This window comes from Paenibacillus sp. FSL H7-0943, assembly GCF_037963265.1.
GTDB classification, from domain to species: Bacteria; Bacillota; Bacilli; order Paenibacillales; family Paenibacillaceae; genus Paenibacillus_AQ; species Paenibacillus_AQ odorifer.
Map to the genome: position 1 here is coordinate 4,432,076 of NZ_CP150148.1, position 12,451 is coordinate 4,444,526.

The following is a 12,451-nucleotide window of genomic DNA, read 5'->3' on the forward strand; positions in this document are numbered from 1 at the left end:
ATCATGCTGCTGAATTTTTAGTAATGTACTACAAATAGTTCCACCTCATTTAATAGTCTTATGAATTAGTATAACTCGTCCAATTGAATATGGCACGATGGTTCTATTGTCATTTCTTTATTGAATACGATATGATTGAAAAGATTACAAAAATACTGGGAGGTAAAATGGAAGATATTATACTGTGGCTTAAATACTTGTTTCTAGGGTTTGTTCAAGGGGCAACTGAGCCAATCCCCGTCTCTTCGAGCGGCCATTTGATCATCGCACAGAAATTGCTAGGCTTAAAACAAAATGGGCTATCATTTGAAATTTTAACAAATACGGCTTCACTAATTGCGATTTGTTTTATTTTCCGCAAAGATATCGGAAGATTGATCACTGGATTCGTTCAATTTATTCTGACCCGCAAAGAGGAATATAAGTCGGATTTCCTCTTCTCTTTGTACATCATCATCGGTACCTTGCCTGCGGTAATTGTTGCCTTACTCTTCAAGGATCAGATTGAGGATATCTTCTCGTCGGTTCATACCGTATCCATCGCCTTGCTTGTTACAGGGGTAGCTTTATGGTTGATCCGTAACCTTCGCGGACGTAAACAAGATGGTGACTTAAAAGCGAAGGATGCAGTTATAGTCGGACTTGCCCAAGCAGTCGCCCTTATTCCTGGGATAAGCCGTTCTGGTGCAACTGTCATCTCTTCCATCGCTGTGGGAATGAAGCAAGAAACTGCTTTACGCTTTTCTTTTATGCTTTATATTCCTGTCAGTTTGGGCGGACTCGTTATGGGCGCATCTGATATTGCCCACGATCCTAACCGCTCGCAGCTAGCCATTCCATACTTGATTGCATTTATTACTACACTTATCGTCACTTATTTCTCCATGCGTTGGTTTATGGGGATTATGGCTAAAGGTAATTTGAAGTATTTCTCTTATTACTGCTTCTTAGCTGGGATACTTCTCCTCATCTTTATGTAAGACATAACTTCAATTAAAAAACCTCATGACAATCTCTGAGATCACAGAGAGAGCATGAGGTTTTTTTGTACTATTTCAACATGGATATTACTTCATCGCTCGACCGGATCTTACCTATGCGAGGGAAGATAGTTTTGCATACATAATCATGTTCTTCTTTAGCCATCGCGGTCATAGCATCTTCTACAAAAACTTGATGATAACCAAGCTGATAAGCTTCTCTAGCAGTAGTATCCACACCAATCGAGGTAGAAATACCACATAATACGATCGTGTCTATTCCGCGGCGTCGTAACTGCAAATCAAGATCAGTACCGAAAAATGCCCCCCACTGCCGTTTGGTAATCAGATGTGCATTTTTGATATTCGCTAATTCTGGTACGATGTCGTCCCAACCTTCTGGATAGGTCACGGAATTCATTTTCAAATCAGTTTTAGGTTTAAGCATATCTTGCCCATCTAGCCATGACACCCTCACCAGAACAACAAATCCTCCTTTCTCCGTAAAGGATTGGGCTAATTTGCTGGCATTCTCAACCACCTGAGCACTTGTATGCGGCCCCTGCTTTGGACTGTGGACAATTCCCTGCTGCAAGTCGATCACGACTAGCGCCGTTTTACTTGCCTCAATACTTTCAGATGCTAAGCTTGTTAATTCTTCCATTGTCTTCTCTCCGATTACTATCAATTTTTGTATACTACAATTACCCTATATTACCCAATAGGTGTCCCATTAGGTAATTTAATATCTGGCTTCAAGAGAACCACATCCCCTTTATCCGGTATTCCTCCAAGAACTAATACTTCTGATTGGAAACCCGCAATATTTCGAGCAGAAAAGTTAACTACCCCAATGATTTGTTGCCCTACAATCTCTTCGGCCTTATATCGTTTAGTAATCTGTGCACTTGATGTTTTGCTTCCGATATCTGGTCCAAAATCAATTAGGAGTTTAATCGCAGGTATTTTTGCTTTTGCAAAAAACTCCGCTTTAATAATTGTTCCAACACGAACATCAAGTTTTAAAAAATCATCAATAGTTACCATTTGCCATCCCCCTATTTAGCTAAAACATTTTCCAACTACTCATTCACTTATTTTGAATGTTGTACTTTAAAGATTTCGACCAAAAATACATTCCCATACCGAGTAAGGTTATTATGCCACCTAAAAACTGGAATAATGATATAGTTTCCCCTAATAATAGATATGCAAGGACTATAGCAAGAACAGGCTCACCAATAATCCCAACCGAGACAGTAGTTGCTCCAATCGACTTTAACAAAAGGTTAAAGATGTATTGACCAAAAATAGTTGGAATTATTGCAAGAAGCAAAAAATAAATCCAATCTGATGAAGCATAATTAATTAATGAGACATTATTTATCAAATTGTACACGAGCATAACAGTACCACCAATAAAAAAAACGAAAATGCTGTATATACTTGCATTGATTTTGCCGCTTACTTTTTGCCCGGCCAACAGATAGACTGAAGCAAAGAATGTGCCAATTAACGATAAACCATCGCCAATTAATGCATCTTTCGAAACCCATATGTCTCCCCATGCAATAACAATCGAACCTAAAAGAGCAACAATCAGGCAAAAAACGCTTAGCAGGTTAACATGTTCTTTGAATAAAAAGTAAGACCCCATCATAACAAATAGCGGCTGTAACGATAAGATCACCATGGAGCTTGCAACTGAAGTATAGACCAATGATTCCATCCAGAATAAAAAGTGTAACCCTAGAAATAGGCCGGATAAAATAACGATGACCCAATCTTTTTTATTCATCTCAGTAGAACGAGCCATTTTCCCAGATGTAAAACAGAGCATGATGATTACAGAAATAAACAATCTATACATCCCGGCCACTGAAGTAGGTGTATCTGAAAGTTTAATCATGATTGAAGAGATAGAAACGGACAAAATACTGATAAATAACAGAATAAACGGATGCAATAGTATAGGCGGTTTATTTGAACTAGCCATAGTTCCTCCAAAATGTGTGACAATCCCTGTGCACAGAATTGTATGATAAGTCTAGGCTGGATATAATAATATCACCGCCAAGATCAATATTGTGCAACTATATCTTTAATTTATATTGAAATATCGTCAAATAAGGAGAATAAGCACTTTGAAAAAGCAATTACACGAAGCCATTCAATTTCCTAATGATGCATTTCCATACATCATGTACACTCATACCAATTATGAATCTATTCCTAATGGCAGAGGGGTTAACGATCTACATTGGCACCAAGAACTACAAATTACTTTAGTGACCAAAGGGAAACTAACCATACAAGTCAACGGAATCAATTATGATTTAGAAGCAGGTCAGGCCATCTTTATTAATAAGAGCGTACTTCATATTGTTACATACCTTAACCAAGAGGGTGAATATGTTAGTTTTAACTTCCCAGAGAAGTTACTTGCTTTTTATTCTGATAGTGCAATGGAAAAAAAGTATGTACTTCCGTATACCAATTCATTCTTGTTAAGTTTAGAAATCAAAGGAGATAAGGACTGGCATAATCAAATCCTACAAATTCTTTGGGCTATGAAAAAAGAATTTGAATCGAAAAAAAAATGGGGATGGGAGTACGAAGTTTCTATCAAAACAGTCCAGTTATGGTTAATCCTTATATCAAATTTTTCTCTATCCTCTGAGGAATCGTCTAAATATAACAGACTCCAGCAAGAGAGACTACAATTAATGCTTAGTTTTATTCACAAAAACTATTCTAATAATTTGACATTGAAGGAAATAGCAGATACAGCACATCTAAGTGTATCGGAGTGCACTCGAGGTTTTAAGAAAAGTATCCATATGACTCCGTATTTCTACTTAATTAAATATCGCATTAATAAAAGCTGTGATTTGTTAATAGCAACTGACTACACGATAACTGAAATCGCACAGCGAGTTGGTTTCAATAACGCAAATCACTTTATCCAGTCTTTTAAAAAACACTTAAACATAACTCCTAAGGAGTTCAGAAAAATTAGAAATGAACGAACTTAAAAAACAACAAAAGCAGAGTCGATCGCTTTGTCTGACTGCCTTGTGTTAGCGTAATTTCGATGCCCTTCGTAAATCTCGAATATATTTCCAAGACACAAGCTTAATGTTTTCATTTTCTAATAGTCTATGATTTCGGGAACGCCATATAAACGATATCCCACTCTTTTCCAATAAAGTTACGTTTATATCTTCAACCTTTTCGTCCTGCATGAATTAGTGTTCAATTCTACTATATGATAAACTTGCAAGAAGTTATCTGCTATTTATCTATTAATAAAGGAGCGGAAAAATGAGATGGGCAAAAAGAAAAAAACATTACCCGCCAATTTTGCCGAGCTGGTTAAAACGAATGATATATCTGCCTTAAAAGAGGTATTTGAGCTATGCGAATGGGATGCCCGTGGGGGTTACAGCAAAGGTACCGCCCTCAGCTTCCGGCAAATACCGGATGAGATGGTTTCCTGGCTTGTGGAGCAGGGTGCTGACATCAACGCTGCCGACAACTATAAGCGTACCCCTCTTCATGCTCAGGCTGCAACCTGGTCCGGAAATGTCCCCTTACTCCTTGAACTAGGTGCAGATATGGAAGCTCTGGATTACCAGAATGAGACACCGCTGCACTCAGCAGCTGCTTCTTACAAAACAAAAGTAGTGCGTGATCTGGTGGTACGCGGCGCAAATGTCCATGCAGAAAATAACCGGAAAAACACACCTCTCGCCAAAGGATTATTACAATGCCGGAATATCGATATAGTTCACATGGCAGAAATCTCGCGAATTATGCTGGATGCAGGAGCAGTAATCACGCCGGAGATGAAGGAATCCGTGCGGCGTATCGGCAAGGATTTTGAATTCGTCAGAACAAATTACAATAAAGATCGACTGGATGAAACTGCAAATGCTCTCCTGGAGCTGTACCGGCAATTTGATGTCGAGCCTATAGCGAAACTGCAGAGACATGATGGAATCTCTCCTATCGAGGTAACGGCAACCGCATGGCCCGCACAGCACCAAGAGCTGTGGGATTTTCTCGTCCCTGCTTCAGGACACGCGACAACGGTGCAGGGTGAGGTTATCCGCATCACAGGGCGGGTGTCTCATGAAATCCTTAATAATGGCGGAGGAAACTGGGATGCCGATTACCGTAAAATGCTGGATGCACTGATACGGCATTTTAGCACGGGAACGCCTTTAGAGCCCGTCCTTCTTCAAGAGGCAACATCACTCGCCAAACGGTTCCGCAACATCGCTGGCAATGAGCAACCAGCCAGATTATGCGAGCTGGCGGTGCAATGGGTACTTGCCAATCCTCAGCCTATTTCTATGACACAACCCGATTATTCCCGTTAAGTCTATCCTGAATCCTTAACGTGTCTATTATCTAACTAAAGAAAACAAAGAAACGCCCCGAAGAAAAAAACTTTGGGGCATCAATTTACATGAATTCTAGATCCAACAAGTTTTAAGGATAATGACGAGAAGAATGTAAAGCACAAGAATCGTACCCGTTGATGTCCAAGGATTAATACAAACTGGAGCCTTTTTTTGTTCTTGAACGCCCCCAACACAGTTATACCCCATTTAAATCCCTCCCTAATTAATTTTTTCAAATTTCACAACAGCATATGACTATGTATCATCAAGTGATTGGGCATTAAACAACTTTGCCGCTTGTATCTAAGTCTATGATTCAATTCATTTTCTTTAACTTGACAAGCATACATAACTTTATGCTAATATAGACAAATCAATAACGTTGATATATCATCTATTCTTCAATTAGGAGAGATCATATGGATTCAAGAGAACCTTTAGGTTTGGTCATTCGAGATTTGCATTTAGAAATAGCAAATTATTTAACAAAGTTACTTGCTCCTTTTCGACTTGCACCTGAACAGCATCTACTTATGGCTCTGATGCTTGATAAAGAAGGTCTATCTCAGAACGAGATTGCTGCTAATCTTGGTAAGGACAAAGCCAGTGTTGCCCGAATGATCGCCAGCTTAGAGAGCAAAGGTTACATACACAAAGTAACAAGTGCGCAAGATCGCCGAGCGGTAAATGTATATGTAACAGAAGAAGGACGGAAATTAGAGAATACTATAAATGAGGTGACGGTCAATTTAAACGAAATTATCGAGTCAGGATTATCTGCTTCAGATTACTCAACGTTAAAGACTTTGCTAACACATGTGCTGAATAATGTAAGAAGTGCTTAAAGCATTTCTCTCCCCCATATAGTTGATATATCATCTATCATGCAAAAATAATACGAATCAAAATTCTGAAAAGAGGTTCATCATTATTATGGAATCATCATCAACTGTTCAAGTTAAACGTCCAGCCCTCATGGCCTTCTCGCTTATGTTAGGTGCATTCGTCGGGCTATTTAGTGAAACCGCCTTAAACATGGCTTTTACAAATTTAATGGATGAATTTTCAATCAACGCCTCAACGGTTCAGTGGCTAACCACAGGATATTTACTTGTATTAGGTATCCTCGTTCCAATATCCGCCCTATTAATGCAATGGTTTACCACTAGACAATTATTCACAGCTTCCTTGCTATTATCTATCGTCGGTACATTAATTGCTGCCCTCTCGCCTAATTTCACCTCATTATTAATTGCACGATTAGTGCAAGCCTTAGGGACAGGCTTATTGCTTCCATTAATGACCAATATTATTCTTATTATTTTTCCTGCACATAAACGCGGAACTGTCATGGGAATGATGGGGCTCGTTATTATGTGTGCACCGGCACTTGGGCCTACTCTATCTGGTTTAATTGTAGATCATTTTGGGTGGGAGTATATCTTTTGGATAAGCTTACCTTTATTGTTATTTACATCAGGTTTCGGATTAACATTCATTAAAAATGTAGCCAACATCACAAAACCTAAAATAGATATTTTATCCATCTTGCTTTCTACTTTTGGATTTGGTGGAATCGTCTTTGGTTTTAGTAACTTTGCTGATCATTCTTTGAGTGAAATCATTGTTTTGCTGCCTCTTATTGTTGGTTTCATCAGCTTAATCTTGTTTGTATTACGGCAATTTAAATTGGAAACCCCAATGCTGAATTTACGGGTATTTAAATATCCCATGTTTACGATAGGTCTTATAATGCTCTTTTTAGGAATGATGATCATTTTATCTTCTGCAATTTTATTACCTTTATATTTAAAAGGAGGTTTATTGTTATCGGCCACAATGGCTGGTACTCTACTTCTTCCAGGCAGTGTTATTAACGGGGCTATGGCTCCAGTTACGGGTAGAGTATTCGATAAATACGGTCCGAAATTATTGCTGCCGCTTGGATTTTTTATCGCAACCATTGCTGGTTTTCTATTTACAAGAAACTCTACTGAAACCAGTAGCCTAACCTTTATTTTAATACACTGCGCAATGTTTATCGGATTAGCTATGGTCATTATGCCCGCTCAAACCAATGGGTTAAATCAATTACCCGTGAAATACTATCCGGATGGGGCTGCTGTTATGAGTACACTTCAGCAAATTGCAGGTGCTCTTGGTACAACGTTCGCTGTTACGCTAATGTCTAGCGGACAAACACGATTCGCAAACACACATCCAACCGCTGCACAGCCTGAAATATTAACCGCTGGAATTACACATGCTTACTTATTTATCGCAGCAATTGCAGGTATTGGATTGATTATATCGTTATTTGTGAAGCGTATTCGAGTGTATTGATTTGTATGTGAAAAAGACAGTGGACATGAACTGCCCGCTGTCTTTTTTTTAAGTATAACCCTAAGGCTTTAACTCATATGTTTTTCATAAAAAACTAATGTTAAGTTGTCATTTATTTTTTGGGTTTCCCCCGTGCTTCTATACCCTAACTTTTCATATAAATAGCAATTCCTTTGCTCCTGTATAATACTATCCAGCTCCCATTTCTTTGCATCTTTATATCTCTGTTCAATCATTGCAAAAACCTGCTGGGCAATCCCCTTCCCATGATGTTCTGGCAATATAAAGATGATGCTGACCCGATAAGCTTTATTATCCTTTTTAACGATACGGACACCGCCCACAGCAATATCAAAATACTTAATCATATAATAATCTGCAAAAGACTGATTAATTCGATCCCTGATTTGTTCCACAGATTCATTGGCTGGGCTGGTTTCATAATCTTTATATTTCTCCAGCAATGGCATAAAGGCTTTTACTTGCATTTCATGAATAAACTCTGCGTCGCTCGCGTCTGCTTTACATAAAGAAATCTCCATAAAGTTATACCCCTCCGAAAGTTAGTAAATATATAAGCTGTCAGATATTCTTTTTATCCTCCGGTTTAGAGAAATCTCTAAAAGAGCCCAAGATCCCCGTAAACAGTCCAATTAATCCAATAAAAACGCCTATCCCGCGACGACCTCATAGGCCAATATCACAACTACTCCAAACAATGTAATGTGAAGACCAAAAATTTGAGTTTGTAGCACACTAGGCCGGATAAAATCTAATAATGCTCCTGCGTGAAACATTACAACAACTAGCACAATTAGAGCGGTTAAGATCCATAATCCTAAACTAATCATCCTTACCTCCATTAAAATTTATTATTCACTAGGCACTCCTGATTTCAAATAAAGACACTTGAGCCTCCCGGCTCCAGCGTCTCATCATGTTGATTTATGGTTTGTTTTTGGGAAGGATATAGAGCGTTCCGTCTTCTTTATATTCAGCATAGGCAATATCCTCAATGCAATTATAACCCTGCTCTCTGACGCGTTCCTGAATCTGCTCCTTGTTCATCGATCTGCCCCGCATGGACTCTTCCAGTACCCTGCCTTTATCAATAACTGTTATGGAAAAAGCAGAAGACTGCTCAGCTTCAGACTTGCGCATAACCGATAGAGAGCCGTTCGTTTCAAGCAGAGCATACCGTACTTCACTTAGGGAAAAGATATTTTGTTGCCTCAGCATGAACAGCAGTTGGGTATACTCAATATCGTATTTCTCCAACAAATCCTGATTCACTTTGCCATCGTCAATTAGCAGCACTGTCCGGCCTTCCGCCATGTTCCCGAATTTCACAAAATAGGTGGTCACCTTTTCGAACAGATAAGATAATGCGGTCCAAATAAAAAGAGCAAACAGCAGATGCCAGATCTTCACCTCATCATCATATATCGTATTGCCGACAATTTCACTTAAAATCAATGAAGACAGAAAATCGAGTGGTGTCAATTGACTAAGCGTCTTGCGGCCGGTAATAAAGGTAATGATCCACAAACCAAAAAAGCTGATGACCAATTTGACGCCTATAGATACAAATATCTCCATTGCTGCACCTCCAGATGGGACTCGCACAGGCTCGTTACCCTTTTTACACGAAATCCATTCATGAGAGGTATTACACACTCCTAGTGGGGTATAAACAGCAAAGGATACTCTCTGCAACTTGCCTATGTTGGGATATTTATAAGGAACGTTGTCCCTTTGCCTTTTTCACTATCGACTTCAATAGTTCCTTTCACTTTATCGACGGTACTGTAGACCATAAGCATACCCAGCCCCGTTCCTTCTGCTTTAGTGGAATAATACGGCTTACCGAGTCGCGATATTTCATCTTTAGTCATGCCGACTCCGTTATCTTTGATACTGATCATAATATTTTGTTTTTTTTCAAATATATCGATAAATAGCGTACCGCCATCGGTTTCCTTCATCGCTTCTATACCGTTTTTATATAAATTAATTAGACACTGCTGAATCTGGTTTCGGTCATAGTTTTTATTTAACGAATTATTAAAACTAAATTGGACATCTACTTTGTGCATAGTGGCATAAGGCATTATGATATTTTTAGTATATTCTGATTCTGCCTTCATATTGGAGTAAACCATGTTTTCAGATTGTGGCTTGGCAAAGGAGAGATAATCACTTACAATTTTTTCTGCTCGCTGTAGCTCTTGTAGAGATAACTCTACAAAGCCCTTTTCCTCTGGCGTCATCGTTTTAGATTTATTTAATAGCTGCAAAAAACCACTAGTCACTGTAAGTGGATTTCTGATTTCATGGGATACACTTGCCGCTAGCTCGCTGACGACATTTAATCTTTCCGATTGGACAATCCGTTCCCGATTTTTAATATTGGAGATAATTTTCTCAATCAAAATCATAATGACACTCATCACCCCAACATGAGTTGTCAACGCATTTAATGAAAGAATCCAAAATTGCCTGTCTAAAGAATCCTGAACAAAACCTAAAATTAACAGATAAACCCCCATAATTAGCAAAGCAATCAGACTTGCCGCAATCACACGGCCCTTCGATGGTAATTTTAAAAATCTATTTTTATATAACGGCACCAAAATCAGAATCGCTGTCGCAAATAGAAACGAATAAAATACTCCACCTCCACCCACATAGAATCTGTAAGCATTCAAAATAATATATAGAGGAAGAACGTTCCTATATCCTCCAAACAGTGCCACAATAATAAACGGAATGTACCTCAAATCAAAAATATAGCCAATTTCAAGTCTGATAGGTTTTGCAATACAGAGACTCATGGTCACTGCAGACATAAAAACGAGAATCAATCTATTGTAGGAATAGGCCCGATTCTCAAAGAATATTAGAAATGTTAATACTGGAAAAAGCAAAAACAAAAAATTTAAAAGTAGGGTTTCAAACAAGAGATGACTTCCTTTCAGCCTTTTACTGCGTAAATGAATATATTCAAGGTTATATTAAGAGTTTTAGATCATTACCTAAGCTAACATTATAAGTCACAGTATTGACTATACACTATGTATTTCTCAACCATTTTTCAAATAATCCCAAAAAATCATACTATAGAACCACAATTAGCAAAAAAATACAGACATGTGAAGTCTGTGTGGGGTCATCAATTTTCGTATTCCTGAATATCTAAATTGTAAACTGTACCTTCGTAGTTTTTAAGGGCTCATAAATCTAGAGCTGCCACCTTTACATCCCATAACCGTAATCGAAATTGTAACGTCGGTTGGGTTTGTCCTTGTCATTTTTGTTATAGTATTAGTTTCACCTACGAGGATTAGAAAACTCGGTTTAATCGTAGCCTCTATATTAACATTACTTTTGCTTTTATCCTTTGCGATTCGTCCCGTTTGGATCCCACCAGAAGGCAAATCTCCTGAGGAAGGAACGCATTCGGAAATGAATCATTAAGTTGTCTTTCACAGAAAACAGCCATCCCCTCAGGATGGCCAGTTTTTATTTCACTAAAAATCCGTTAACTGTGATATAGAGCGGAGTCAAACTAACTTCGCTCGGATCTCCACTTTTGATAATAGCAATGGAGACAGCTATAAGCAATATTTTCCGGAGAAGAAATAAGTACTACAGCCTAAAAACAATTTGATTTCCTGTCTCATTGTTCTTGAAGGGTTTACCATGTTCCCTGAACTCTAATATAACACCTGAAGGATCGTCAGAAAGCGGTGGAGAAATTACGTAATTATAAGAAGCTTGTCCGGTTGAACTTCCGCCATTCATCATTCGACTATCATATTCTTCTCCTATAAACAGCTCGAAAAAGCTATGGTTATGAGAATTTGTTGGAAGCTCAGTTGTCATGTCCCAATCTATATTAAGGGTGACCACACTAGCATTACTATATTGGCGTATAGAGGTCAGTGTATAAAAAAATCCATCTTTCTCAATTGATTTAAGAACTGCAATATGTTTTCTAAAATCAATTGGCTCAACCATCGGTTTAAAATGATCTTCACTTAGCAACATCCCAAATACCGCTTTCAAAAAATCCTCATAGAGCTCATAATTTTCTGCCCATTTAGAGATAGATTCAAACGGTGGGAATCCTGGATTATTATTCGAGATTTCCTTTCGTTGCTTGATCAATGCACATATTTGCTCGTCAATATCCTTAATTTGCAGATCGTAATGTTCGGTTGGTCGTACAAACGGCATCCTTTTCATTTTGAACCTCCTTTTTGCACAAATGCAAAAGAAATCTCAGCTTCACATACAAGCTCACTATTTACTGTTGCGGTGCCTTTGCCTTTTACAATTTCACCTTTCATCCGATTGACTTCGAATTCAAGAAGAAGCTGATCCCCAGGCGTTACTTGGCGCTTAAAACGGGCATTATCAATGCCAACTAATAACCCTATCTTGCCCATCAGCTTCTCGTTTTTGCACATTGTGATTCCGCCTACCTGGGCTAATGCCTCCACAATTAAAACACCCGGCATAACAGGATGCTCAGGAAAATGGCCGCTAAAAAACGGTTCATTAATGGATACATTTTTAATACCTACTGCTCTTTTGTTCTCCTCCAGCTCTATAATTCTGTCCACTAAAATAAACGGATACCGATGAGGAATAAGTTCTACAATCTGCTGTATATTTAGCATAATTCCCGTCTTAGCCTCCTAAAATACTTTTTGG

Annotated in this window: 15 protein-coding genes; 5 read left to right on the top strand and 10 right to left on the bottom strand. The window is 38.4% G+C overall.

The genetic code is table 11. From position 1 onward, the window contains the following. The first annotated feature begins 167 nt into the window (after positions 1-167). Positions 168-980, top strand: coding sequence for an undecaprenyl-diphosphate phosphatase (locus tag NSQ55_RS19390; RefSeq protein ID WP_036688882.1), 813 nt, complete (start codon positions 168-170; stop codon positions 978-980). A gap of 70 nt (positions 981-1,050) precedes the next feature. On the opposite strand, the gene NSQ55_RS19395 is transcribed toward NSQ55_RS19390, so the two are convergent. Genes NSQ55_RS19395 through NSQ55_RS19405 form a run of 3 tightly spaced genes read right to left on the bottom strand, consistent with a single transcriptional unit; the run spans position 1,051 to position 2,976 of the window. After that, on the bottom strand, positions 1,051-1,644 hold the full coding sequence (locus NSQ55_RS19395; RefSeq protein WP_076127313.1) for a hydrolase: 594 nt from the start codon (positions 1,642-1,644) through the stop codon (positions 1,051-1,053). 50 nt (positions 1,645-1,694) lie between these two features. Next, positions 1,695-2,027 (bottom strand): chaperone CsaA, encoded by a 333-nt coding sequence (gene csaA, locus NSQ55_RS19400; RefSeq protein ID WP_339168607.1) that lies wholly within the window; start codon positions 2,025-2,027, stop codon positions 1,695-1,697. 43 nt (positions 2,028-2,070) lie between these two features. After that, the gene (locus NSQ55_RS19405; protein WP_076190636.1) at positions 2,071-2,976 is read right to left on the bottom strand and encodes a DMT family transporter; all 906 of its coding nucleotides are present in this window, start codon (positions 2,974-2,976) and stop codon (positions 2,071-2,073) included. 148 nt (positions 2,977-3,124) lie between these two features. Between NSQ55_RS19405 and NSQ55_RS19410 the strand changes: the two genes are divergently transcribed. Further along, positions 3,125-4,015, top strand: a complete 891-nt coding sequence (locus NSQ55_RS19410; protein WP_076190634.1) for an AraC family transcriptional regulator — start codon at positions 3,125-3,127, stop codon at positions 4,013-4,015. A gap of 294 nt (positions 4,016-4,309) precedes the next feature. Further along, positions 4,310-5,365, top strand: a complete 1,056-nt coding sequence (locus NSQ55_RS19415) for an ankyrin repeat domain-containing protein (RefSeq protein WP_076190631.1) — start codon at positions 4,310-4,312, stop codon at positions 5,363-5,365. Positions 5,366-5,461: 96 nt separating this feature from the next. Here the strand turns inward: NSQ55_RS19415 and NSQ55_RS19420 are convergent, their stop codons facing one another. Further along, the gene (locus NSQ55_RS19420) at positions 5,462-5,542 is read right to left on the bottom strand and encodes a YjcZ family sporulation protein (protein ID WP_232061537.1); all 81 of its coding nucleotides are present in this window, start codon (positions 5,540-5,542) and stop codon (positions 5,462-5,464) included. Between the two features lie 266 nt (positions 5,543-5,808). Between NSQ55_RS19420 and NSQ55_RS19425 the strand changes: the two genes are divergently transcribed. Both NSQ55_RS19425 and NSQ55_RS19430 read left to right on the top strand, forming a co-directional pair. Then, positions 5,809-6,234, top strand: coding sequence for a MarR family transcriptional regulator (locus NSQ55_RS19425; RefSeq protein ID WP_339168610.1), 426 nt, complete (start codon positions 5,809-5,811; stop codon positions 6,232-6,234). An 88-nt stretch (positions 6,235-6,322) separates the two neighbouring features. Then, a complete protein-coding gene (locus NSQ55_RS19430) occupies positions 6,323-7,732 on the top strand; it encodes an MDR family MFS transporter (RefSeq protein ID WP_339168612.1) in 1,410 nt (469 codons plus the stop codon). 68 nt (positions 7,733-7,800) lie between these two features. Here NSQ55_RS19430 and NSQ55_RS19435 read toward each other — a convergent pair whose 3' ends face one another. The 6 genes from NSQ55_RS19435 to fabZ all read right to left on the bottom strand — a co-directional run bounded on the left by NSQ55_RS19435 (position 7,801) and on the right by fabZ (position 12,417). Next, positions 7,801-8,274: a GNAT family N-acetyltransferase gene (locus NSQ55_RS19435; protein WP_339168615.1), complete on the bottom strand. Its 474-nt coding sequence runs from the start codon at positions 8,272-8,274 to the stop codon at positions 7,801-7,803. Positions 8,275-8,403: 129 nt separating this feature from the next. Then, positions 8,404-8,583 carry a hypothetical protein gene (locus NSQ55_RS19440; RefSeq protein WP_339168617.1) on the bottom strand — a complete coding sequence of 60 codons (180 nt, stop codon included), beginning with the start codon at positions 8,581-8,583 and terminating at the stop codon, positions 8,404-8,406. A 94-nt stretch (positions 8,584-8,677) separates the two neighbouring features. Then, entirely contained in the window at positions 8,678-9,331 is a 654-nt protein-coding gene (locus tag NSQ55_RS19445; protein WP_339168619.1) for a DUF421 domain-containing protein, read from the bottom strand. Positions 9,332-9,453: 122 nt separating this feature from the next. Then, the gene (locus tag NSQ55_RS19450; protein ID WP_339168621.1) at positions 9,454-10,692 is read right to left on the bottom strand and encodes an ATP-binding protein; all 1,239 of its coding nucleotides are present in this window, start codon (positions 10,690-10,692) and stop codon (positions 9,454-9,456) included. Between the two features lie 688 nt (positions 10,693-11,380). Further along, positions 11,381-11,980 carry a chorismate mutase gene (locus NSQ55_RS19455; RefSeq protein WP_076190619.1) on the bottom strand — a complete coding sequence of 200 codons (600 nt, stop codon included), beginning with the start codon at positions 11,978-11,980 and terminating at the stop codon, positions 11,381-11,383. Then, complete coding sequence (gene fabZ, locus NSQ55_RS19460; RefSeq protein ID WP_076127337.1) at positions 11,977-12,417, bottom strand: 3-hydroxyacyl-ACP dehydratase FabZ; 441 nt, start codon at positions 12,415-12,417, stop codon at positions 11,977-11,979. Before fabZ ends, NSQ55_RS19455 begins: the two co-directional genes overlap by 4 nt. Between the last annotated feature and the right edge of the window lie 34 nt (positions 12,418-12,451).